This window comes from Novosphingobium sp. FW305-C-111 (genome assembly GCF_058783565.1).
The window spans coordinates 105457-128192 of the sequence record NZ_JBYSYP010000013.1 but is presented as its reverse complement, the minus strand read 5'-3'; the positions used below and the strand labels follow the sequence as shown (position 1 = coordinate 128192).

The following is a 22736-nucleotide window of genomic DNA, read 5'->3' as shown; positions in this document are numbered from 1 at the left end:
CCATTTGCCGCGCCTTGGGGCTCATCGTCCAATTCAATTTGTTGGCGAACTATTCCTCCCACTCATTGATTAAGGACTGATGAGCCTGCACCGCTGACGCTTCGTGGCGACGCAAATAACCCCATATATTTCATTGAATTAGTCACGCTGAGCGCGTCCATCGGGACGGATGCGCGCGTTCTGCTCGCCCCAATCGAGCCCTTCCAGACGATGTATCGGCGTAATTGGCGGTCCCGGCGGTTTCCCTTGTCGAGTTGCAAGGGGAATCAGCTATGATGAGATGTAGTGAGATACGGTTTCTTGGAGTTCATTCTACTATTCGCGGATGCATCTAAGTAGCTGATATTTCTAACAACTATGGCAGAAAACCGCGCCTCTAAATCGGCGGTTCTGACTTTTGAGGCTCATCGCGAAGCCGCCCGAAGGGGGCGTTGCCAATACGGCTGTCTCTGGTCGCTTGGTGGCAGGTGCTGGATGGGAGCGGAACAGCGCATGAATTGTGAGAACTCGATAGGATTCTTCTCGACATTCGACACTGCGGTTGCCGCGTCGATCACGTCGGCCCAGTCTTGGAGCATCCGCCTTCGCGGTGTGAGATAGAGCGCACTGTTGTAAGCGCCGCGCACCTCATCCTCGTCCTCGTGAGCGAGCGCCATCTCGATCCAATCCGGCTTGTAGCGTTCGGCTTCGTTCGCCCAGGTCGAGCCGAGCCCCCTAAACCCATGTACCGTCTGCCGATGGAGATACCCCATCCGATAACAGGCATAGATCATGGTGTTCTCGGAAATAGACTTTCCAGGCTTGGCTCCGGGAAAGAGGAACGCATCGTTCGTCGCCTGCAAGCGGCGCTGAACGATCATTGCGGCCTGGCGGGACAGCGGAACAAGATGCTCACGTTCCATCTTCATGCGCTCCGGCGACAGACGCCATAGCGGGTTCGGTCCATAGAGATCCTCGAACTCGTCCCTGGCCGCGAAGCGGGTTTCGCTGGTTCGGACCCATGTGAGCAAGGTGAACAGCAGCGCGTCACGGGTGATCTCGCGGCGGCGCGGCGTGTCCTCGCCGTCATAGGCGAAGATCGCTCGCACCAGCTTCGGAAACTCCGCGAGCGGCACGCGCGCCATGTGCCTGACGGGCGGCTTGGGCTTGAGCGCATCGTTGAGGCCGAGCGTCGGATCGATGGTCGCCCAGCCGCTCGCGATCGCGAAGCGATAGATCTGGCTGACGTTCTGCTTGAGGCGACGGGCGATATCGAGGGCGCCGCGCGCTTCGACCGCGCGGATCATCTCGAGAATCTCGGGCGGGTCGATTTCCGTGATCGGACGCTTCCCGATGACCGGAAAGACGTCGCGCTCCATCCGGTTGATGACGCGCAGGGCATGGGCCGAGTCCAGCCCTTCAATACGATTGGCGTGCCAGGCCCGCGCAATCTCTTCGAACAGCTTGAGCGCGGCCCTCTGCTTCTTCGCCCGCTTCCTGGCCTCGGCGGGGTCCTCACCCTGATCGAGCAGCCGCTTGGCTTCGGTCCGCTTCTCGCGGGCGATCGCCAGCGTGACGGTCGGATATTTGCCGAAGCTCAGCAGTTTTTCCTTGCCGTCGAAGCGGTATTTCAGGCGCCAGAGCTTCGATCCGTTCGGCTGGACGAGCAGGTGCAGGCCTTCTCCATCGGACAGCTTGTAGGGGCGCTGCCGCTTGGTGGCGTATTTGACCTCAAGTTCTTTCAAAGCCATCTGGGGGTATCGCCTGTTTTGGGGACAGCCGAAAAATACCCCCAAAATACCCCCAATCCAAATCGCCGTGGGTGGCCGCAGCCGGTCGCACCGGGACGCCGGCGTACGCAACGGGACGCGAAAAATATTTGATTTTCCTCGAAAAATGTCTGCCAGTGGCCTCAGTGGGTCACTGGTGGACAATCCGGGTTGGTAGCGGAGGAGGGACTTGAACCCCCGACACGCGGATTATGATTCCGCTGCTCTAACCAACTGAGCTACTCCGCCCCGTGGCTGCGGGCGGGGCCCGCGAGGCAAGGCCGGTCCATTAGTCGCCGCGCCTCGGGTGGTCAACGCCTTTCAGCCGCGAAATTTCCATGTTCCGGCGGCTTCCCAGTGGGGGCCGTGGTAGATGTGCAAACCGAGTCCGGTGAAGGCGAAATCACGCTGGCGCAGGGTCGGGGCGAGGCTGCTCTGGAGCGCCCTCGCCGCCTCGGCGGTCACCTTGTTCTGGATGGTGATGTGGAGCCGGGGCTTGTGCTGGTCCTGCGCGGTCAGGGCACCGTGGAAGTGGTCGGCGATTTCCTTGCGCAGTGCCAGCATGGCAGGTGAGAAGATCGCGAGAGCGGTGCCGCGGCCGAGATTCATCAGGCCGTCGAGCCTGGCCGGCGGCGGCGGATTTTCGGTGGCGATGCGGGCGAGCACGCCGCGCAGTTCCTCGCGCAGCGACGGGGCGAAGGCGTGAAACAGCGTCACGTGCGCCGTCAGGTGATTGCGTTCGGGCGGGAAATGCGCGCGCCGCAGCGCATCCGCCCAGGCCAGCAGGTCGGGCGGAAGCTCGGCAGTCACGATGAAGGGGTTCCCGCCGCTCCGGGAGGAAGAGGGAGAATGGAGCGGCGGGACAGCAGGCGGCGACGGAGGGGATGCGCCGCCGCCTGCCTTGTCAGGGGTCACGCAGCCTTCTTGGCGGCGCGGGCCTCGAGCGATTCGAGGATCTTCTCGGGCGCGGTCTCGCCGTAAGGGTCGGCGTCGCTGCCGACGTCGTTGATCCCCGGCTCCTCGAACCATTCGACGACCTTGTTGTCCTCGATGATCATCGCATAGCGCCACGAGCGCATGCCGAAGCCGAGATGCGACTTGTCGATCAGCATGCCCATGCGGCGGGTGAAGTCGCCCGAACCGTCGGGGAGCAGCTTGACCTTCTCGAGGCCGAGGTTCTTGCCCCACTGGTACATCACGAACGCGTCGTTGACGCTGATGCAGTAGACCTCGTCGACGCCGAGCTCCCTGAACCGGTCATAGGCCTGCTCATAGCCCGGGCACTGCGAGTTCGAGCAGGTCGGGGTGAACGCGCCGGGCAGCGAGAACACGACGATGCGCTTGCCGGCCCACTCGTCGCGGACCTTGAAATCCTGCCAGCGGAACGGGTTGGGCCCGTCGACGGTCTCGTCGCGGACGCGGGTCTTGAGGGTGACGTCGGGGATTGGACGGTCGATCATGCTTTTTCTCCGATAGGGATGAACTGGCGGGCAGCGCCCTCGCAGGCTCATATGGGTGCTACCTGTTGATCTGCAAAATGCATTGATCCACTCTTATTGATCGCTTGCGACGATCATCACGGCGGATCGCTGTCCCCTCGCCAATCCATGCGGCGCTCCCGGTTCCCTGGTGATGCGGCGGCACGGTCAACAGGTGCTTGCCGTGCGCCGCAGCCCGGTTACACTGATGTCAATAACAGGGAGAGGACAATGACCGGGATCAATTCGCTGCTGCGCGGCGTGGCCGTGCTTGCCGTGGCCGCATCGCTTTCGTGGACCGCCGGCGCGCTGGCCGAGGGGCCGAAGCCCGCCTCGCCCGCCACGGTCGAAGCACAGGGCCGGGGCGCGGCGGGCCTGCCTGCGGAAACCGGCGAGGACCAGGAGTTTGCGCGGCGCGGCTTCGTCGCCACCCGCGCCGACCCGGTGATCCGGGGGGCCGACGGCCACGTCGTGTGGGACCTTTCCGCCTACGACTTCGTGACGGGCGATGCCCCGCCCACGGTCAACCCCAGCCTGTGGCGGCACATGGGGCTGCTGAAGGCCAACGGGCTGTTCCAGGTCGCCGACGGGGTGTGGCAGGTGCGCGGGTTCGACGTCTCGAACATGACCGTGGTCGCCGGGGCGACCGGCTGGATCCTGATCGATCCGCTGACCACGAAGGAGACCGCGGCGGCGGCGCTTGCGCTGGTCAACGAGAAGCTGGGTACGCGCCCGGTGGTCGCGGTGATCTACAGCCACAGCCACTCCGACCACTTTGGCGGGGTGCGCGGGGTGGTCGACGAGAAGGACGTTGCCGCCGGCAAGGTCGCAGTGATCGCGCCGGCGCATTTCACCGAGGAAGCGGCGAGCGAGAACGTCATGGCCGGCGCGGCGATGGGCCGGCGCGCGGCGTACCAGTTCGGCGGGCCGGTGCCGCCGGGGCCGCAGGGGCGGATCGGCAGCGGCATCGGCGCGGCGATCCCGGTGGGCGAGATCACCCTCATCGCGCCGACCGACACGATCGCGAAAACCGGCGAGACCCGCACCGTCGACGGGGTGGCGCTCGAATTCCAGATGGTCTCGGGCAGCGAGGCGCCTTCGGAGATGAACGTCTACGTCGCCCCGGCGCGCACCTTCCTCGCCGCCGAGATCGCGGCCTGCACGCTCCACAACATCCTCACCCCGCGCGGGGCCAAGGTCCGCGATGCGCGGGCGTGGGCGGCCTATCTCGACGAGGCGGCGCGGGTCTATGCGCCGAGGAGCGACGCGGTGATCTCCTCGCACTGCTGGCCGCGCTTCGGCACGGCGGCGGGGGTGCGGATGCTCGAGGCGCAGCGCGACAATTACCGCTACCTCCACGACCAGACGGTCCGCGCCATGAACCGGGGCGAGACGATGGACGAGATCGCGGAAGAGGTCAGCCAGCCGGACGCCATCGGCGCGCAGTGGTTCAACCACGGCTACTACGGCACCTACAGCCACAACGCCAAGGCGGTCTACCAGTTCTACCTCGGCTGGTACGACGCCAACCCGGCGAACCTCCAGCCGTGGCCGCCGGCGGAGCGGGCGAAGCGCATGATCGCGGCGATGGGCGGCGCGAAGAAGGTGCTCGGCCTTGCCCGCAAGGCGATGGCGGCGGGGGATTACCGCTGGTCGAGCGACCTGCTCAGCCAGCTCGTGTTCGCTGAGCCCGCCAACGCCCAGGCCCGCGCGCTGCTGGCGGACAGCTTCGAGCAGCAGGGTTACCAGGCGGAGAGCGCGATCTGGCGCAACCAGTTCCTCTCCGCCGCGGCCGAGCTGCGCGCGGGCAAGCCGGCGGCCGGCAGCAGCGTCGCGCAGAACGAGCTGATCGCCGCCGTCCCCACCCCCCTGCTGCTCGACAGCGCGGCGACGCGGTTCGATCCGGCGAAGCTGGCGCGGCCGGTGCGCATCCAGCTCGTCCTCACCGACCGCGACGAGAGCGCCGGGATCGAGGCGGGGACGAGCGTCATGATCGGCCGCCCCGGCACGCTTTCCGGCACCCCCGACGCCACTCTCACCGGCCCGCGCCGGCTGGTCCTCGCGCTCCTGTTCCTCAAGATGCCGCTCAGCGCACTCCAGGCCGCCGGGCTCAAGGTCGAGGGCGACGCCGCCGCCGTCCAGGCCCTCGCCGACGCGCTCGATCCGCTTCCGGGGGCGTTCAACATCGCGGAGCCATAAACACCACCCGCCGCGTCCCCGCCCTTCGGCTGGCCGGCAGGCCGGCCGCTCAGGATAAACTTCCGGCCAATGGCCGGAAGGCGGGGACCTCCATCCTCCATGCGGACCGTAAACCGCGGGAGGCCCCCGCCTTCGCGGGGGCGCAGGGAGGGAGAGGTCCCCGCCTGCGCGGGGACGCGCGGGGTGTGGTGCAAAAAACGCTGTCCTACAGCCCCCGATCCGGTCCACTTGACCGGCTCCCTCCAGCCCGGGAGCCGCCGATGATCGACAAGTCCCGCCGCAAGCCCGCCCGCGGCACGCTGCCTGAATTCCTCCCCGTCCCCCGCCAGACCAGCCGGCATGATGGCTGGACCGAAGAGCGCCAGCGCGCCTTCATCGAGGCGCTGGCCGATACCGGCAGCGTCGCCTCCGCCGCCAAGGCGGTCAACATGAGCAGCGTCGGCGCGTACTACCTGCGCCGCCAGCCCGAGGCCGAAAGCTTCCGCAAGGCCTGGGAGGCCGCGCTCAAGCTCGGCATCCAGCGCCTGGAGGACGTCGCGATGGAACGCGCGCTCCACGGGGTCGAGGTGCCGGTCTACCACTTCGGCGCGGTGGTCGGCGCGCGGCGCGTGTACAACGACCGCCTGCTGATGTTCCTCCTCCGCAACCGCGCGAGCAAACGCTTCCGCGCCGACGCGTTGAACCACGACGCCCCCACCCGGCAGGAGCTGGCCAAGCTCAAGAAGCAGTGGCGCAAGGAGTGGGAGGCGGAGACCTTTACCGACGTCAGGACGGTGCGCGCCAGCATCGACCGCAAGGTCGAGGAGATCAAGCAGCGCGTCCTCGCCCGCCGCGCCGAGGAAGAAGCCGCGATGAGCGACGAGACCCGCGAACTCCAGCGCCGCTACGAGGAATCCCTCGCCCGCGACCGCGCCGCCCACGAGCAAACCCCACCCCTCGCCCTGGGCGCCCCCGAAGAGGACTGACCCAGATCCTCCCCCACCGGGGGGAGCCGCAGGCGTGGCCCTTGGGCCACAGCGGGACCACGCGAAGCGTGGTGGAGGGGTATCCTCCCCCTTGGGGGAGGGGGACCACCCGAAGGGTGGTGGAGGGGCACCCCGTGAACGCACCCCGCCATAAAACCGCCCGTCCTGAGCCTGTCGAAGGACAGTCCTTCTTGCGGCCACGCGCCAGCTAAGAACAAGGACGATCCTTCGACCCCCGCCTCCGCGAGGACAGGCAAGCTCAGGACAAGCGGAATTTGGAAAACACCGGAAATCCCCCCCAAACAGAAAGGCCCAACCCCATGACCCTCCGCCTGCTCCCCGACGACGCGCTGAAGACCGGCGACCCCGCCTTCACCCGCCACGCGCCCGAGCCGAGACCCGCCCGCCCCCGACACCCCACCCGCGCCCGCGGCCCCGCCTACGACGGAGAGGCCCGCGCGCTGGAACACGCGGCGGACTGGCTGGCACATGTGGAGGCGGGGCGGATGGGGTGAGGTTGTTCCGCGCAGCAATTCCCCGACTACCCGCCGCATCTTTCGAACGTCAAAGTAACGGCGGTTAAGAAGAAACCTCAAAATCTCCGTGAAGGTTGGGATTGCGGCGAGCGAGATAGAACGGTCATCCATCGACCTTAAACACGTTATTGAGCGAAGAATTCCGCCCAGAAATGACTTTGAGACACAGACGCAATTTTTGAAACTTCCAAAATCCAAAGATCATGGAAATTTCGAAAAAATTGTCTCAGTCAATGTTCTGATTATGTCAATAAGGCGCTTCGCCATACCATTGTTAGCGCGAAGAACTGTTATAAAATCACCACTCTCGTTCCGGTGTCTATAAAGCAAAACTTCCTCTCCTTGCCTGTAAATTATTGAGTACTTTGCTTCACCGGTCACATCATATTTGATCTTTGCCGAACTTTCGAGTATATCGATTATGCAATCGCGCTGACCTCTTGCGCCATCAGAGCTATCTTTGACGACAGTCTTCGATTTGTACGATATAAAGGTTAAATTACCACGACTCGATAGATCTTTTAAAATATTATATAGAGGCTCATGATCATAAATATAGCTGAAGTCGCCAGAGTATATCATTACTCGGTCGGCTCCACTCATAAACTCCGCCATCTTCTTCATATCTGTTTTGTCGTAACCAGATACGACATAATGTCTGAGATGCCCGTCACCCTTCGCAGCATCCCAAATCGGCTTAAAAAGGACAAAAATTAAAGAAACTATAGGGCCCAAGCGATTCCATAGAGCTGCACCACTTTGGTCGAGCAACCCGAAGCCAGTAGGATCCACCGACCCCACCCAAGCCGAGAATGCCACAATTAGAAAAAGGACCACGAGGACAATGGTTGCCAAAACTTGGCGCAAATTTCGCCATGCGCTCTGGCCTGCCGCCCAGCACCTAGCAAGCCATCCCAATACCATCTGTACCCCCCTAAGCAACTACCTGTAATTCAATATCTGCGACCGATCGCCGCGTTTTAGAGCTAACTAATTTTTTATCAGATATGCAAATGTTCCACCAGAACCTTCTATCAGACCTTCTGCATCTCCATCGATACTGAAATTTACCATCCCGGTCCGCACATTTATAGATATACTGTTGAAATAGAACTCCAGCCCCTTAATAAACCTTGGATGATCTATCAAAATAAAGGACTTAGATCTAGCTATAAGAGAATAAATATCCACATGCTCAATAGCAGCTTCAGATAAGCCATAGGAAGAAAAGCAAACTTTATCATCGCTATCAAAATCTGATACATTCCCAACTTGAAAATGCACATTGCCGATTGATAATCCCAGCCTTAAACTCTCCGCAATATCTAATTGATCTAGAGATTTATCAATACCAATAATCTTTACTTCAGGGAAACGCATAGCAAGGGCGAAACTAAAAGCCCCAGATCCACAGCCAAGGTCGTAAAATGGCATTAAGTTTTTTAATCTTTCACGAAACACCTCTAGTGCAATCAAGCATTTAAAAGTATTTTTGAAAAAGTATGAACGCGAAAAATCCAAGGAGTACTTTTGGCAATATCCTTGAGGTGGTAACGAAGGAATGTTCAAATCTTGACCGATTCTACCCCCAAGAACTTTTGCCACCTTGTCCTTTATTTCTGCAAGAAGATTAACGGCTGGCGCCACAATTTTCACTGGCAATAGTTGTCCGTTCATTCTCGCGTTAACGAGAATTTTCTGATTGAACGGATCAGTTTTTTTGATTGACATAGCCTATAGAGGTATCCGAATACAATTTTTGATGAAGATCTGGGATTACGGTGACAGTGTGATTACGGTGACAGGTTACTAAATCCCGAAACGCGCCGTCAGAACAGGCTACGCGCTCTGCCTGCGCAGTTGATCGGCGGAAATGTGCATCCGCTTCCCGCCCATCACCACGACTATCCCTGTCTCCGTCTGAATCGCCGTCCGTCGCGCAAGGTCGGCGGCGCGGGTGATTGCCGCCAGCGATGCCTGCAGTTTCGGGTTCCGGGCTTGAGAAAGTTCCGTTCGGTCCATCACCTTTGTCCCCATTCCAGCATCACTGGGGCCACGCCGCTGTTGTCGTACAGCACCCAGTCGTCGGCCGCCAGCTTGTAGTGGCGGTGGAAGTTGTCCAGCCCACTCGCAAACCGCCGGCGGATCACGGCTTCAGGGATATGGTGACCGCCCTGCCGCACGCGCAAGGCGACGCGCTCGATCGCCGTCTCGGCATCCGGCAGGCTAAGAAAATAGATGCTGACTTGGTAGCCGAGCGATCGCCAATGCCTGATCTGGCGCAGGTACCCGTGGCCTGACAGCGTGGTCTCCAACGCGAAGCTCTCGCGCCGGGCCACGCATGCGGCGATTTCTTCCAGCATCAGGCGGGCGGCCCGGACCGCCGCAGTCTCCGGCGCGAATGGCGCGAGACCGGCGGCGATCAGGTCGGCATTGATGAACCGGGGCAGGCCGGCCTCTTCGGGCAGGAACGAGCGCGCGAAGGTGGTTTTGCCCGCGCCGTTGGGGCCGGCGATAATAATGATCTGTTTGGTGGCGGGATCTGCCATGCTGCCTCTTTGCGGGAGTTGCGAGCTTTGCGCGAGACTTTTGTCCCGGGCTTGCGGCCAAATCTGCCGTCTGGAGGTGATCCCCCTCCGCGTCTCCGCGTCTCCGCGTGAACCAATCAAATGCCGCGTAAACCGCGGGCCCCCTCCACCACCCTTCGGGTGGTCCCCCTCCCCCGGTGGGGGAGGATCTTATTCTTCCCCCATCCTCAGCGCTGCAATGAACGCCTCCTGCGGGATCGACACGTTCCCATACTCCCGCATCCGCGCCTTCCCCTTCTTCTGCTTTTCCAGCAGCTTCTTCTTCCGGGTGATGTCGCCGCCATAGCACTTCGCGGTCACGTCCTTGCGCATCGCGCTGATTGTCTCGCGGGCGACGACCTTGCCGCCGATCGCGGCCTGGATCGGGATCTTGAAGAGGTGGCGGGGGATGAGGTCTTTCAGTCGCTCGCACATGTGGCGGCCGCGCGCCTCGGCGGCGCTGCGGTGGACGATCATCGAGAGCGCGTCGACCGGCTCGTTGTTGACGAGGATGCTCATCTTGACGAGGTCGCCCTCGCGCAGGCCGATCTGCTCGTAGTCGAAGCTGGCGTAGCCGCGGCTGATGCTCTTGAGGCGGTCGTAGAAATCGAACACCACTTCGTTGAGCGGCAGCTCGTAGGTCACCTGGGCGCGGCCGCCGACGTAGGTGAGGCCGGTCTGCACCCCGCGGCGGTCCTGGCAGAGCTTGAGGATCGAGCCGAGGTATTCGTCGGGCGTGTAGATCGTGCCCTTGATCCACGGCTCGTCGATCTGCTCGATCCGGCTGGGATCGGGGTAGTCGGCCGGGTTGTGGAGGAGGATCTCGCGGGCATCCTCGGTTTTGCTCTTGCGCAGCTGGATGCGGTAGACGACCGAGGGGGCGGTGGTGATGAGGTCGAGGTCGTATTCGCGGGAGAGGCGCTCCTGGATGATCTCGAGGTGCAAGAGGCCGAGGAACCCGCAGCGGAAGCCGAAGCCGAGTGCCGCGCTCGATTCCATCTCGAAGCTGAACGACGCGTCGTTGAGGCGGAGCCTGGCGATGCTTTCGCGCAGCTTCTCGAAATCGGCGGCGTCGGTGGGGAAGATGCCGCAGAACACCACCGGCTGGACTTCCTTGAAGCCGGGCAGCGGCTCGCTCGCGCCCTGCTTGACCGTGGTGATGGTGTCGCCGACGCGGGCCTGGGCGACTTCCTTGATCTGCGCGGTGATGAAGCCGATCTCGCCGGGGCCGAGCTCGGGCAGGTCGACGCGCTTGGGGGTGAAGCAGCCGACGCGGTCGATCAGGTGTTCGGTGCCGCCGGCCATGAACTTGACCTGGAGGCCCTTGCGGATCGACCCGTCGATCACCCGGACGAGGATGACCACGCCGAGGTAGGGGTCGTACCACGAGTCCACCAGCATCGCCTTCAGCGGCGCGGCGCGGTCGCCCGTGGGCGGGGGGATGCGGGTAACGACGGCCTCGAGCACCTCGGCGATGCCGATGCCGGACTTGGCGCTGGTCAGCACCGCGTTGCTGGCGTCGAGGCCGATGATGTCCTCGATCTCGGCCTTGACCTTCTCGGGCTCGGCGGCGGGGAGGTCGATCTTGTTGATGACGGGGACGATCTCGTGGTCGTGCTCGATCGACTGGTAGACGTTGGCGAGCGTCTGCGCCTCGACCCCCTGCGCGGCGTCGACCACCAGCAGCGCGCCCTCGCAGGCGGCGAGGGAGCGGCTGACCTCATACGCGAAGTCGACGTGGCCGGGGGTGTCCATGAGGTTGAGCTCGTACTCGAGCCCGTCCTGCGCGGTGTAGGCAAGGCGCACCGTCTGCGCCTTGATGGTGATCCCGCGCTCCTTCTCGATGTCCATGTTATCAAGGACTTGCGCCGACATCTCGCGCTCCGAGAGGCCGCCGGTGAACTGGATCAGCCGGTCGGCCAGGGTCGACTTGCCATGGTCGATGTGGGCAATGATCGAGAAGTTGCGAATGCGGGCCATGTCCATCATGCCGCGCCGTTAGCAGGGGCGCGCGGCAATGTCATCCGGGGCGGTCCGGAGGGTTACACAGGGTGACACGTGTCACCCTGGCGTAACCGATGCTTTCCCTTGAAATTCTGACACTTGGCTGAGCCCGGACAGGGTTGCACGGATGCAGGGAAATCACTGCGCCGACGATTTCAAAGACCGGATCGAGGACCTAGCTCCCTGCAGTCATGTAGGACAGCGAATAGCGTCGATTACGGGTGCCGCAGCAGTCCCCAGCCCCGAATGCACAGAGCCAGCATCACGGCATTGCCGGCAACGTCGAGCAGGATGAGCGCGTTGAACAACGGCTCGACAAAATAGAACCACCAGTCGAACACGAAGAACGGCATCAGCGCCACGGCGTAGGCAAGGAACGTCGCAGCGGTGAAACGCGCCGTCATCGCGAACAGCCCGGCGATGCACGCCTGCGCTCCGAAAGCGCCCATCGCAACGAGGGCCAGAAGGCTGTCGGACTGGTGCTCGTGCCGCACCGTCAGGGCGATCACGCTACCCGGGGCGATGAGGCTCCATCCACCCAGACTCAGGAACACCGCACCGATCAACCGTTGCAGCCGCAGCGCCTTGACTTGCTCCTTTGTCATCCGCCCCCTCCCCGCGTCGGGGCAGAATAGGCTCACGCGGCTTCGAGTTCCAGCCGGTTGCGGCCCTTGGCCTTGGCCAGCGCGAGCGCCATCTCGGCGCGGCGGATGGTGTCGTCGACCGACGTGCCGATCCGCGCCACGCCGGCGCTGGCGGTGATGGGGATGGCCGGTCCGCCCTGCCCGCCGAGCTCGGCGATGCTGGCGACGATGCGCCGGCACAGTGCCGCGGCCTGCGCCGGGTCTGCGCCGGAGAGGATCACGCCGAGGCTTTCCCCGCCGATCCGGCTGATGATGTCCTTCTCGCGCAAGGAGGCCTTGAGGAAGCTGGCGAAAGCGATCAGGACATCATCGCCGACCGAGTGGCCGTAAGTCAGGTTGATGGCCTTGAAGTGATCGATGTCGAAGATCGCCAGGCACCCGGGTTCGGCATCGTCGATCAGGTGGCGGAGCATCGCGGTGCAGGCGGCGCGGTTGGACAGGCCGGTCAGCGGGTCGGTCATCGTCGCGACGAACAGGCGGCGCTCGAACGCCTTCCTCTCCTCGATGCTGCGCATCACCGAAAGCACGCCGCAGGCCTCGTCCTCGCCCTTCACCGCGCGCATGCGGATCTCGAACCAGTGCTCGCCGCCATCGGCGCAGCGGGCGGGAAACTCGGTCCAGCTCGGATCCTCGGCCCCGGCCGAGACGAGCCGGTGCTTGGCCCGCAGCGCGCGGGCGTGGCCGGGCTGGACGAGATCGACGAGGTGGCGACCGAAAAGCTCGTCCGACGGGGGGAGCCCGAGGCTGGCGATGGCGGCCGAGGCGTGGCGGATGAAACCGCCCGCGTCGGTACGCAGGATCACATCGCTCGTGTCGTCAGCCAGCAGTCCATACAGCGCCGCCCCTTCCTGGGGCGTGAAAGACAGATCCATTCGCAACGATTCCCCGGTTACGACCCCGGAGTCCGCCCCGCCGCAAATCCGGCAAGACGCCTCCTTTTGCCCCTTCACGCAATGGGAGGCAGATCGTAAGCGGCGTTAGCTAATCCGTCTAACTATCTGATTCTCATTGCCTTTAATGGATACCGGTGAGTTCCCGTAGTTGGAAGCAGTTTTTGCACGGACCATCGCAAGATTGCTTTATGTTAGCCTTCTCACAGGTCGATCATGATGCGCACGCGGTCGCCCTGGACCCCGAACGCGGCCGCAATCTGGTTACGTGCGCGGGCAACGAGCTCACTTCCCCCGCCCTCCCCGGAGCCGAGCACCAGCGTCTGCGCATCGACGCCCAGAACCTCGGCGAGGGGTGCGATCCGGGCATCGACCGGACGCGCCTTGCCCTGCTCCCACGCCCACACGGTTGGCTTGCTGACGCCCAGCCGCCGGGCGAGTTCGGACAGCGTCAGCCCTCGCTCGCGGCGCAATGCCTGGATGCGACTGCCCAGAACCGCCGCCGCACTGCGCCCTGCGATCCGCGTAGCAGAAGTGAGTTCGGGCGACGCGCCGACGGCACTGCGCAGCTGCGCCGCGCTCAGTACCGCTTGCGAGACGGGGGTGAGGAACGCGCAGCCGAACAGCCGCCCGCTCGCCCAGACCACTTCGGCCGGGACTTCTCCTGCTTCGGGAAGGTCGATGGCGATGGTCTCGCCCGGCTCCAGCGGCGTGGCGGACTCGAGCAGTGCCCCGCTTGCCGAGAGGTTATGGATGGTCACCTGCGCCTCGCCGGCCGCCGTCTTGCCGCGCGCTTCGAGCCGCACCGTGCGGCGCGGCTGGCGCGGATTGTCTGCCGCAGCCGCGTCGGCACGTGTCTCGAAATGCCCGTCAATCGCCATGCGCGTCTCCTTGGCCCATGGAGTCGCGCCCAACTGGTTAAGTTCGCGTTAGAAGAATGGGTTAACCGACTTTGCGCTGGACGACCGGTGCTTCGGACACGACCTGCTGCGCGCGCCCGGCGACGGCGGCGATGCGGCCGTCCTCGTCCAGCCGCAGCGGCATCGAGAATTCGACGCCCATCCGGTCCTCGGTGCTCCACCGGGTCGTCGCGGTGACAATGTGGCCGTCGGACAGGGCGACGCGGAAGATGGTCCCCGCCGGCACGTTCCACAGCCCTTCGATCAGCGCCCCGGTCTGCGAGATGTTGCGGATCATCCCGTGGTAGCGGTGGCCACCGTGCTCCATCTCGACCTTGCGCAGCATCGACTGGCGGTGCGCCCGCGACGAACGCGGTCCTTGGGCGATGGCGATGAGTCCCGTCGCGAGCCGTGTCGTGGCGTTCGCAGCGGACAGCGGTCGCTCGTAAATATAGCCCTGGACATGGCTGACCCCGAGCATCCGGATCAGGTCGAGCTCGTCGAGCGTTTCGACCCCTTCCGCGGTCGTCTCCATCCCCAGAGCCTCGGCAAGGCTGACGATCGAGGCGATGATCGCGCCATTGCGGCTGCCCGGCTGGGTCGCGCCGCGCACGAAGCCCTGGTCGATCTTGATCTTGTCGAACGGCGCGGTCTTCAGGTAGCCGAGCGAGGAATAGCCGGTGCCGAAATCGTCGAGCGCAAGGCGGACGCCGATCGCCTTGAGCGCCTTGAACATCGCCTCGGTGCCGTCGTCGTCGTTGAGGAAGACGCTTTCGGTAATCTCCAGCTCAAGCCGTTCGGGCGCGACCTGGGCCTGGGCCAGGGCGTTGGTGACAATGGCCGGCAACGACGGATTGGCGAACTGCAGCGGCGAGACGTTGACCGCAACTCGGACGTTCTCCGGCCATTCGGCGAGGTGCTGGCAGGCGTTGCGCAGCGCCCACTCTCCGATCACCGCGATCAGTCCGGCGTCCTCGGCGATCGGGATGAACTTGTCCGGGCTGATCCAGCCGAGCTGCGGATGCTTCCACCGCAGCAGGGCCTCGAATCCGGTGATCTTCTCGGTCGAGGTGTGGACCACCGGCTGGTAATAGAGCTCGAGCCCGCCGTTCGCGACCGCATCGCGCAAGTCCTCTTCCATCTTGCGCCGTTCCTCGGCGTCGGAATGGAGATCGGGAGCATAGAAATGAAACCGCCCGCGGCCGCCGTCCTTGGCGGCATAGAGCGCCAGGTCGGCATTGCGGATCAGGGCCTCGCTGGTCACCCCGTCGTCCGGGGCGAGCGCGATCCCGACAGAGGCACCGATCATCACCCGGCTGCCCTCGATCGAGTAGGGCTGCGACAGGCTTTCGATCACCTGCCCGGCGAGATGGCCGAGCTGGGCGCGGTCGATCTTGCCGGGGAGGATGACCTTGAACTCGTCACCGCCCAAACGACCGACCCGGCCCTGTTTGCCGATCACCCGCTCCAGCCGCTGGGCGACCTGCTTGAGCAGGCTGTCGCCGGCCGGATGCCCGAGCGTGTCGTTGACCTGCTTGAAGCGGTCGAGGTCGAGCAGGAAGACCGTGCAGGCCCGGTGGTGAAGCTGCGGCGCGGTGAGGATCTTTTCCAGCGTCTGCGACATGCGGAAGCGGTTGGACAGTCCGGTCAGCGAGTCGAAGTGGGCGAGCCGGCTGGCGTGCTCCTGCGACCGGCGCTTCTCGGTCAGGTCTGCGCCCGAACCGCGGAAGCCCTGAAAGTTGTTGAAGGCATCGAAGGCAGGGCGACCGGTGATCGACCAGAAGCGCTCCTCCTCGTCCGGGCAGGCGGCCCGGACCGCGAGGTCGGTGAACGAGGAGCGCGCGGAGAGGTGGAACGCCAGGGTCCGCTCGCCCTCGCCCGACTGCTCGCGCAGGTCGAACAGTTCGGTGAACGGGCGGCCGATCAGCTCCTCGACCCGCTTGCCGACGATGGCCGCGACCGGCGACGAGAGATAGGTCAGCGCCCCGCGCCGGTCGGTCTCCCAGAACCAGCCCTGTCCGGTCTCCTCGTAGTCGGCGAGGATTTCTTGCGCGCGGTTGCGGATGCGTTCCTCGTAATCGACCTTTTGGCGCAGCTTCGCGTCGACGTCGGACTGGCGGATGTAGGCGACGAGCCCGATAACCGAGCCGATCCCGATCGAGATAAATCCGCCCATCGTGCTGGTCACACACGTGACCCCGGTCCACAACGCCACCTGCACCGCGATCATGCCTGCCAGCCGACCGGATTCGATCACCGTCGCAACGAGGACGAGTACGACCAGCGCCGACAGCCCATAGCTCCACGGCAGGCTGCCTTCGACGCACCACAGGCCGATTGCCGTCCCGAACAGGAACAGCGGCAGGGCCACGACAAGACCCATCACCAGCATCCGCTGCCCGGTGCCGCTGGCGAAGCGCCGCTCGATGTCGCTGACGAGGTGAGTCGAGCCGGCGAGCAGGAACGACGGGATCAGCAGGATCGCCGGAACCACCGGCGGGACGCTTCCCGAAACAAGGCACAGCGCGATCGCCATGACCGCGATGATGAGCGCGACCTGCGGCCATTCGCGGGCCACGAGCCGCTCTTCGTCGCGGCCGGTGAACTTGAAGAACTGGTCCTCGGGGGCGGCGCCGGAGATCCGCTCGACGCGGCGATGCGTACGCGCGAAGTCGCGTCCCGGAACCGGGGTGGGCGGATCCTGCCCCTCGGACAACGGCGGCATGTGCGCGGACATGGCCGGACGCTACGCCCTGCAGATTTGAGAAACGGTTAAGGCGTCCGGCCATAACATCATCGCCCTGCCGTGATTTCGGCGCTCCGGGCAGGGCCGGATGGTTATCGATGGTTAGCCTTTTGCTGCACCTGCGAAGGTGCTAGAGGCGTCGCTCTGGCACTCCGGGGGCATGGCGCAGATGGCGGAACCGACCGCGCAATACAGCATGATCGGCGTCGGCGGACGGCGCTTGCGGGCGGCCGAGTGGCACGCCGACGCTCCGGCGGACCGCGCCCCGCTGCTGCTCCTCACCGGCATCGGGATGAACCTCGAGCTGTTCGAGCCCGTGGCCGCCGCGTTCCCGGGTCGGCGGATCGTCGGCTTCGACATGCCCGGGATCGGCGGCTCGCCCGATCCGATCGTGCCCTACACCATGCCCTCGATGGCGCTGGTCGCTGCCGCGGTGCTCGACCACTTCGGTATCGAGCAGGCCGACATCATGGGGATGAGCTGGGGCGGCGCGCTCGCCCAGCAGTTCGCGTTCCAGCACCGCCATCGCACCCGCCGCCTCGTGCTTGTCGCCACGAGCGCGGGCGTGACGATGGTCCCGGGCAACCTTTCGGTTCTGCGCCACCTGCTCGACCCGCGCGAGTACACCGTCGAGAAGACGCTCAAGCGCAACCTCGCCGCGCTTTACAACGGCGGCGGTTCGGACGATCCGGTGTCGCTCAACGCCGCCCGCCCGCCCTCGCCGCTCGGCTGGAGCTACCAGCTCGCGGCCTTCTCGCTGTGGTCGAGCCTGCCGTTCCTGCCGCTGCTCGACCTGCCGGTGCTGGTCATGGGCGGGGAGGACGACCAGATCGTCCCGCCCGCCAACGTCCAGGCGCTGGCCTGTGCGATTCCTCGCGCACGGCTCGAAATGTTCGAGCGCGGCGGGCACCTGTTTCTCCTGTCGCAGCGCGCACGGTTCACCCGATTGCTTGGCGAATTCCTCGACAGCCCACAGGCTGGGGAATAACCCGGCATAGCGCTTCCCTTTTGCCGTCAAGGCGATAGCATCCCGCCCAAACGACAGGCTGGAGAGCGCATGCGGCATATCGCGATCATCGGGTCGGGGCCGGCGGGATACTACACCGCCGAAGCCGCCCAGAAGCAGTGGGGCGACGAAGTCAGGGTCGACATTTTCGACATGTTGCCGGTCCCCTACGGCCTGATCCGCTTCGGCGTCGCGCCCGATCACCAGTCGATCAAGGCCGTCTCCCGCCGCTACGAGGCGACCGCGCTGTCCGACAATGTCCGCTTCGTCGGCAACGTCATGGTCGGGCGGGACGTCTCGATCGCCGAGCTCGGCGAGCTGTACGACGCGGTGGTCCTTGCCACCGGGGCGCCGCGCGACCGGCCGCTGGAGATGCCCGGCGACCACCTCGCCAACGTGTTCGGATCGGCGGCCTTCGTCGGCTGGTACAACGGCCACCCGGAGTTCGCCGAGCTCGCCCCCGACCTGACGGGCAGGACCGCGGTGGTCATCGGCATGGGCAACGTCGCGCTCGACGTGACGCGCATCCTCTCCAAGACCCGCGAGGAATTCGGCGGCAGCGACATCGTCGCCCACGCGCTCGACCGGCTGATGGGCTCCAAGCTCGAGCGCATTGTCATCCTCGGCCGGCGCGGGCCGCACCAGATCATGATGACGCCCAAGGAGCTGGGCGAGCTCGGCCACCTCAGCCGCGCCGCGCCGCGCGTCGATCCCGCCGACCTTCCGGAAGAGGGCGAGGACGCGCTGCTCGAACCCGGCATCCGCAAGTCGGTCACCCACCTCCGCTCGTTCGCCGCGATCCCCGAAAGCCACCGCGCCGACCTGCCGCTCGAGGTGGAGTTCGACTTCTTCGCCGCGCCCAAGGCGCTGCTCGGCGAAGGCCGGGTCGAGGCGGTCGAGGTCGAGCGGACGAAGCTCGAGGGCGGCCGCGCCGTCGGGACCGGCGAGTTCTATGAAATCCCGGCCGATCTCGTGGTCTCCTGCATCGGCTACCAGACCTCGCCGATCCCCGGCGTGCCGTTCGACGAGCGGCAGGGGCGCTTCGCCAACGACGAAGGCCGCATCCTGCCGGGGCTGTACTGCGTCGGCTGGTCGCGGCGCGGCCCCTCCGGCACGATCGGCACCAACCGCCCCGACGGCTTCGGGGTCATCGAGAAGATCGCCGAGGACCTCGCCTCGGGCGCGCTCGGCCACGGCGGCAAGCAGGGCCGCCCCGGCTTCGACGCACTGGCCGAGCAGCGCGGGCTCGACATCGTCACCTTCCGCGACTGGAAGCGGATCGAGGAAGCCGAAGCCGCCCGCGCCCGCGAAGGCGCCCCGCGCGAAAAGTTCGTCGACATCGCCGAGATGATCCGGGCCAAGGGGTGAGCGGCCGGCAGCACGTGCTTCGACAAGCTCAGCACGAACGGGTTCGGGTGGACGGGGAAATGACCTGCATATTAAACTCCGCTCGTCCTGAGCCTGTCGAAGGGCCGTTTTTCCTTCCGCAGCGCCCGCAGAAAGGGCTGTCCTTCGACAAGCTCAGGGCTGACGGGTTCAGAGGAAGCAGCTAGCCCCCAAGTTGACGCGAAACCGGCCGGCAGCGCACCGCCCCCGCCCCACCCCGGATCGCGCCCCCGGCAGAGCCGATCGAACCGTGCCAGCAGCCGCAAAAGCGAGCTGTTACAGGATCTTGGCTCTAGCGCGACGAGCAACCCGCGATGCACCACCGGGCGCACCAGCCCGCCCTGCGCGCGCAGTCCGAGCGCCCCGTGTGTGACCTTCCGCTGTCCGGCGTCCCCGCGCCCGGCCACGCGGTCCCACGCGGCGGCGAAACTCTCCGCCCCGGCCCGCCGCCGCAGCCGGTAGGCGGTCTCCCGCGCCATCCCCACGACACGTGCCGCCGCCCGCACCGACCCGCTCCGCGCCAGCGCGACAAGGAACCCCGCCTGCCGCCACGGCGTCCACCCATCGGCGCGGGACCGCAGCGGCACGGGCACGAAAGCAGGGATACGGGGCCGGCGGCGGGCGCGGCGTGAAGGTCGGGAGGCGGGAGCGTTCATCCCGCAGGTTACGGCAGATTTGCGCGGTGTAGGAAAGCGCGGGGCCTTTCAGGCCTGCGCGGCCTGCCCCGGCCGGCCCGCCCGTGCCGTCCTCACCCGCCGCCGCCAGCGGTTGAGCGGTTCATCGACCCAGCGGCCGAGCGCCCACGACACGGCCAGCAGCGCAGGGATCACCGCGATGACCAGCGCCGGTTCCGCCCCCGCCCCGCGCAGCGCCATCAGCACCGGGAAGTGGACCGCGTAGAGCGGGTAGGACAACGCGCCCAGTTCCTCGGCCAGCGTCCCGGCCGCCGCTTCCACGCCCAGCATCACCAGCACCGGAAACAGCACGACGACGCAAGTAAGGTCATAGGCGGCGTAGCCGTCACCGTCCGGGAGCCAGTCGCTGGGCAGGTTGATCACCATGATCAGCACCGCCACCGGGAACCACAGCGGCAGTCGCGGCATCCGGTGCCGCCAGCGACCCTCGACCCGGTGGAGCCAGACGCCGAGGAAGAACCCGAAGCCGACGCGGGCAAAGGCCCAGACGAAGCTTTCGCGCGTCCACCCGGCGTCGATGCTGCCGAAGTGGTGGGCGGTCAGCACCAGACCTGCGGCGGACAGCGCCGCGATGCCAAGCAGGACGCGGGTTCCCAGCCATGGAAGCAGCACCGCATGGACGACATTGGCGACCAGTTCGTGGACGATCGACCACTGCGCTCCGTTGAAGGCGAACGTCGCCGGGCCAGCCAGCAGCGGGATCAGCAGCAGCTGGCCGATGATCGCCCAAGCCAGCGTCACCTCGTCCATCGGCGAGACGCCGTGCGCGCCGCCAAGGTAGAGCGCGATCCCGAGCAGCCCGCCCGCGAACAGCATCGGGTAAAGCCGCTCCAGCCGCACCCGGACATAGCCCGCAAGGTCCAGCCCGCCGCCCGCCGCGCCGCGCCGCAGCGCCGGCTCGTAGCTGCGCGCGATGACATAGCCCGACAGCAGGTAGAACAGGTCGACCGCAAGGTAGCCATGCGCGACCGGCAGCGCGGCGAGGTGGGCATGCATCGTCATGACGCCGATCGCCGCCACACCGCGCAGGCCGTCCAGCCCGGTCAGTCGTCCCCCGCTCATCGTGCGGCACATAGACCGGCAAGGGTTAAGAGGCGGTTGGCCTAAGACGCCACCCCATTGTTCCGACCGGTATAATATGCTTCCCTCCCCGCAATCGTCCGACTCCGCGAAGAGTCGGGCACGCGAGAGGAGAGACCGCCATGCCCGCCTATGACCTGATCATCCGCAACGGGACCATCGTCGATGGCACCGGAAACCCACGCTATTCGGGCGATATCGCGGTCAAGGACGGGCTGATCGCGGCGGTCGGCAACGTGCGCGGGGACGCGACGGAGGAGATCGACGCGACGGGGCGGATCGTCGCGCCGGGCTGGGTCGATGCGCACACGCATTACGACGGGCAGGCGACCTGGGACCAGGAAATGGCGCCCTCCTCGTGGCACGGCGTCACCACGGTGATCATGGGCAACTGCGGGGTCGGCTTCGCTCCCGCCGCGCCCGACCGGCACGACTGGCTGATCGGGCTGATGGAAGGGGTCGAGGACATTCCCGGCACCGCGCTGGCCGAAGGGATGACGTGGGACTGGGAGACCTTCCCCGAATACCTCGACGCGCTCGAACGCCTGCCGCGCACGGTCGACGTCGGCACCCACATCCCCCACGGCGCGGTCCGTGCCTATGTCCTGGGCGACCGCGAGCAGCCCGGCGCGGTGCCGACCGACGAAGACATCCGCCAGATGTCGGCCATCGTCGAGGAAGCCATGCACGCCGGCGCACTCGGATTTTCGACCAGCCGCACGGTGATCCACAAGTCGGTCGACGGCGAGGTTGTCCCCGGCACCACCGCCACCGCCGAGGAGCTGATCGCGATCGGCAGGGCGATGGGCCGGGCCGGGTTCGGGGTGTTCGAGCTCGCCAGCGACCTCAAGCGCGAATGGAACGAGTTCGAGTGGATGGGCGCGGTCAGCCGCGAAACCGGCCTGCCGGTGGCCTTCGCCGCGCTCCAGTCGATCGCCAAGGAACTGCCGCTGTCCGAACAGATCGCCGAGATGGAGCGCCAGAACGCGCTTGGAGCGAACATCCACGCGGCGATCGCGCTGCGCGGCAACGGCATCGTCATGGCGTGGCAGGGCACGGTCCACCCGTTCCGCTTTCGCCCGAGCTACAGGGCGATCGAAAGCCTGCCGTGGGCCGAACAGTTCGCGAGGATCCAGGACCCGGCGTTCAGGGCGCAGCTCCTGTCCGAAGCCAACGAATACCCCGAAAGTGACATCATCCACCTGCTGCGGATGATCGGCGAAGGCTGGTACGGCCAGTTCGAGATGGACCCCGACTTCGACTATGAACCCGGCCCCGACGCCAGCATCGCCGCGCGCGCCGCGGCGGCGGGCAAGACGCCGGACGAATACGCCTATGACCTGCTCAGCGCCGACGACGGAACCGGGTTCATCTACCTGCCGATCCTCAACTACGCCGACGGCAACCTCGACTTCCTCGAAGAGCTGCAGACCCGTGACGACTGCTTCAACTCGCTGTCCGACGGCGGCGCGCACTGCGGCACGATCTGTGACGCGGCGAGCCCCACGTTCATGCTCCAGCACTGGGTCCGCGACCGCAAGCGCGGCGCGGGCAAGCCGGGCGGGCGCATCACGCTGGAAAACGCGGTCAAGCGCCAGTGCCTCGACACCGCGCGGCTCTATGGCCTCAACGACCGTGGTGTGATCGCGCCGGGCTACCTCGCCGACCTCAACGTGATCGACTTCGAGGGGCTGAAGCTGGGCAAGCCGTGGCTGGCGTTCGATCTTCCCGCCGGCGGCAAGCGCCTGCTCCAGAAGGCCGAGGGCTATGACGCGACGATCAAGGGCGGCGTGGTCACGTTCCGCAAGGGCGAATGGACCGGCGCAACCCCCGGCGGCGTGATCCGCGGGCCCCAGCGGGCGGACATGCTCGAAGCGGCGGAGTAGGAAATAC

19 protein-coding genes and 1 tRNA gene are annotated in these 22736 nt (G+C 65.4%); 6 read left to right on the top strand and 14 right to left on the bottom strand.

What is annotated here, in order from left to right:
• Window positions 1-404 precede the first annotated feature (404 nt).
• The 4 genes from AC3WLD_RS15085 to AC3WLD_RS15070 all read right to left on the bottom strand — a co-directional run bounded on the left by AC3WLD_RS15085 (window position 405) and on the right by AC3WLD_RS15070 (window position 3208).
• A complete protein-coding gene (locus tag AC3WLD_RS15085; protein ID WP_081095415.1) occupies window positions 405-1730 on the bottom strand; it encodes a tyrosine-type recombinase/integrase in 1326 nt (441 codons plus the stop codon).
• A 190-nt stretch (window positions 1731-1920) separates the two neighbouring features.
• Window positions 1921-1997, bottom strand: a tRNA-Met gene (locus tag AC3WLD_RS15080).
• A gap of 72 nt (window positions 1998-2069) precedes the next feature.
• Window positions 2070-2558: a 2'-5' RNA ligase family protein gene (locus tag AC3WLD_RS15075; protein WP_492557797.1), complete on the bottom strand. Its 489-nt coding sequence runs from the start codon at window positions 2556-2558 to the stop codon at window positions 2070-2072.
• A gap of 101 nt (window positions 2559-2659) precedes the next feature.
• Window positions 2660-3208, bottom strand: coding sequence for a peroxiredoxin (locus AC3WLD_RS15070; RefSeq protein WP_492557796.1), 549 nt, complete (start codon window positions 3206-3208; stop codon window positions 2660-2662).
• 249 nt (window positions 3209-3457) lie between these two features.
• Between AC3WLD_RS15070 and AC3WLD_RS15065 the strand changes: the two genes are divergently transcribed.
• The 3 genes from AC3WLD_RS15065 to AC3WLD_RS15055 all read left to right on the top strand — a co-directional run bounded on the left by AC3WLD_RS15065 (window position 3458) and on the right by AC3WLD_RS15055 (window position 6905).
• Entirely contained in the window at window positions 3458-5425 is a 1968-nt protein-coding gene (locus AC3WLD_RS15065; RefSeq protein ID WP_492557795.1) for an alkyl/aryl-sulfatase, read from the top strand.
• A gap of 260 nt (window positions 5426-5685) precedes the next feature.
• Window positions 5686-6390 (top strand): hypothetical protein, encoded by a 705-nt coding sequence (locus AC3WLD_RS15060; RefSeq protein ID WP_492557794.1) that lies wholly within the window; start codon window positions 5686-5688, stop codon window positions 6388-6390.
• A 320-nt stretch (window positions 6391-6710) separates the two neighbouring features.
• On the top strand, window positions 6711-6905 hold the full coding sequence (locus tag AC3WLD_RS15055; RefSeq protein ID WP_492557793.1) for a hypothetical protein: 195 nt from the start codon (window positions 6711-6713) through the stop codon (window positions 6903-6905).
• A 222-nt stretch (window positions 6906-7127) separates the two neighbouring features.
• Here the strand turns inward: AC3WLD_RS15055 and AC3WLD_RS15050 are convergent, their stop codons facing one another.
• The 9 genes from AC3WLD_RS15050 to AC3WLD_RS15010 all read right to left on the bottom strand — a co-directional run bounded on the left by AC3WLD_RS15050 (window position 7128) and on the right by AC3WLD_RS15010 (window position 16667).
• A complete protein-coding gene (locus AC3WLD_RS15050; protein WP_492557792.1) occupies window positions 7128-7745 on the bottom strand; it encodes a hypothetical protein in 618 nt (205 codons plus the stop codon).
• 171 nt (window positions 7746-7916) lie between these two features.
• Window positions 7917-8657 carry a class I SAM-dependent methyltransferase gene (locus AC3WLD_RS15045; protein ID WP_492557791.1) on the bottom strand — a complete coding sequence of 247 codons (741 nt, stop codon included), beginning with the start codon at window positions 8655-8657 and terminating at the stop codon, window positions 7917-7919.
• Window positions 8658-8765: 108 nt separating this feature from the next.
• A complete protein-coding gene (locus AC3WLD_RS15040) occupies window positions 8766-8948 on the bottom strand; it encodes a hypothetical protein (RefSeq protein WP_492557790.1) in 183 nt (60 codons plus the stop codon).
• Window positions 8948-9475, bottom strand: coding sequence for an ATPase (locus AC3WLD_RS15035; RefSeq protein ID WP_492557789.1), 528 nt, complete (start codon window positions 9473-9475; stop codon window positions 8948-8950). The genes AC3WLD_RS15040 and AC3WLD_RS15035 overlap by 1 nt, the downstream gene beginning before the upstream one ends.
• Before the next feature lie 189 nt (window positions 9476-9664).
• Window positions 9665-11482: a translation elongation factor 4 gene (lepA, locus tag AC3WLD_RS15030; protein WP_492557788.1), complete on the bottom strand. Its 1818-nt coding sequence runs from the start codon at window positions 11480-11482 to the stop codon at window positions 9665-9667.
• Between the two features lie 230 nt (window positions 11483-11712).
• The gene (locus tag AC3WLD_RS15025; RefSeq protein ID WP_492557787.1) at window positions 11713-12102 is read right to left on the bottom strand and encodes a hypothetical protein; all 390 of its coding nucleotides are present in this window, start codon (window positions 12100-12102) and stop codon (window positions 11713-11715) included.
• A 32-nt stretch (window positions 12103-12134) separates the two neighbouring features.
• Window positions 12135-13013 (bottom strand): diguanylate cyclase domain-containing protein, encoded by an 879-nt coding sequence (locus AC3WLD_RS15020; RefSeq protein WP_492557786.1) that lies wholly within the window; start codon window positions 13011-13013, stop codon window positions 12135-12137.
• 221 nt (window positions 13014-13234) lie between these two features.
• Window positions 13235-13912, bottom strand: a complete 678-nt coding sequence (locus tag AC3WLD_RS15015) for a helix-turn-helix domain-containing protein (protein WP_492557785.1) — start codon at window positions 13910-13912, stop codon at window positions 13235-13237.
• 61 nt (window positions 13913-13973) lie between these two features.
• Complete coding sequence (locus tag AC3WLD_RS15010; RefSeq protein WP_492557784.1) at window positions 13974-16667, bottom strand: EAL domain-containing protein; 2694 nt, start codon at window positions 16665-16667, stop codon at window positions 13974-13976.
• A 178-nt stretch (window positions 16668-16845) separates the two neighbouring features.
• On the opposite strand from AC3WLD_RS15010, the gene AC3WLD_RS15005 reads away from it, so the two are divergent.
• Window positions 16846-17664 (top strand): alpha/beta fold hydrolase, encoded by an 819-nt coding sequence (locus AC3WLD_RS15005; protein ID WP_492557783.1) that lies wholly within the window; start codon window positions 16846-16848, stop codon window positions 17662-17664.
• 69 nt (window positions 17665-17733) lie between these two features.
• Window positions 17734-19050, top strand: coding sequence for an FAD-dependent oxidoreductase (locus tag AC3WLD_RS15000; RefSeq protein ID WP_492557782.1), 1317 nt, complete (start codon window positions 17734-17736; stop codon window positions 19048-19050).
• A gap of 722 nt (window positions 19051-19772) precedes the next feature.
• Here the strand turns inward: AC3WLD_RS15000 and AC3WLD_RS14995 are convergent.
• Window positions 19773-20825 (bottom strand): acyltransferase family protein, encoded by a 1053-nt coding sequence (locus tag AC3WLD_RS14995; RefSeq protein WP_492557781.1) that lies wholly within the window; start codon window positions 20823-20825, stop codon window positions 19773-19775.
• 140 nt (window positions 20826-20965) lie between these two features.
• Between AC3WLD_RS14995 and AC3WLD_RS14990 the strand changes: the two genes are divergently transcribed.
• A complete protein-coding gene (locus AC3WLD_RS14990; protein WP_492557780.1) occupies window positions 20966-22729 on the top strand; it encodes an N-acyl-D-amino-acid deacylase family protein in 1764 nt (587 codons plus the stop codon).
• Window positions 22730-22736: the final 7 nt, after the last annotated feature.

Coding starts and splice junctions, on each gene's coding strand:
- AC3WLD_RS15035 (WP_492557789.1), bottom strand. CDS start 9,475: ATGGCAGATCCCGCCACCAAACAGATCATTATTATCGCCGGCCCCAAC.
- AC3WLD_RS15010 (WP_492557784.1), bottom strand. CDS start 16,667: ATGTCCGCGCACATGCCGCCGTTGTCCGAGGGGCAGGATCCGCCCACC.
- AC3WLD_RS15065 (WP_492557795.1), top strand. CDS start 3,458: ATGACCGGGATCAATTCGCTGCTGCGCGGCGTGGCCGTGCTTGCCGTG.
- AC3WLD_RS15005 (WP_492557783.1), top strand. CDS start 16,846: ATGGCGGAACCGACCGCGCAATACAGCATGATCGGCGTCGGCGGACGG.
- AC3WLD_RS15085 (WP_081095415.1), bottom strand. CDS start 1,730: ATGGCTTTGAAAGAACTTGAGGTCAAATACGCCACCAAGCGGCAGCGC.
- AC3WLD_RS15045 (WP_492557791.1), bottom strand. CDS start 8,657: ATGTCAATCAAAAAAACTGATCCGTTCAATCAGAAAATTCTCGTTAAC.
- AC3WLD_RS15040 (WP_492557790.1), bottom strand. CDS start 8,948: ATGGACCGAACGGAACTTTCTCAAGCCCGGAACCCGAAACTGCAGGCA.
- AC3WLD_RS14990 (WP_492557780.1), top strand. CDS start 20,966: ATGCCCGCCTATGACCTGATCATCCGCAACGGGACCATCGTCGATGGC.
- AC3WLD_RS15015 (WP_492557785.1), bottom strand. CDS start 13,912: ATGGCGATTGACGGGCATTTCGAGACACGTGCCGACGCGGCTGCGGCA.
- AC3WLD_RS15060 (WP_492557794.1), top strand. CDS start 5,686: ATGATCGACAAGTCCCGCCGCAAGCCCGCCCGCGGCACGCTGCCTGAA.
- AC3WLD_RS15025 (WP_492557787.1), bottom strand. CDS start 12,102: ATGACAAAGGAGCAAGTCAAGGCGCTGCGGCTGCAACGGTTGATCGGT.
- AC3WLD_RS15020 (WP_492557786.1), bottom strand. CDS start 13,013: ATGGATCTGTCTTTCACGCCCCAGGAAGGGGCGGCGCTGTATGGACTG.
- AC3WLD_RS15000 (WP_492557782.1), top strand. CDS start 17,734: ATGCGGCATATCGCGATCATCGGGTCGGGGCCGGCGGGATACTACACC.
- AC3WLD_RS14995 (WP_492557781.1), bottom strand. CDS start 20,825: ATGAGCGGGGGACGACTGACCGGGCTGGACGGCCTGCGCGGTGTGGCG.
- AC3WLD_RS15055 (WP_492557793.1), top strand. CDS start 6,711: ATGACCCTCCGCCTGCTCCCCGACGACGCGCTGAAGACCGGCGACCCC.
- AC3WLD_RS15070 (WP_492557796.1), bottom strand. CDS start 3,208: ATGATCGACCGTCCAATCCCCGACGTCACCCTCAAGACCCGCGTCCGC.
- lepA (WP_492557788.1), bottom strand. CDS start 11,482: ATGATGGACATGGCCCGCATTCGCAACTTCTCGATCATTGCCCACATC.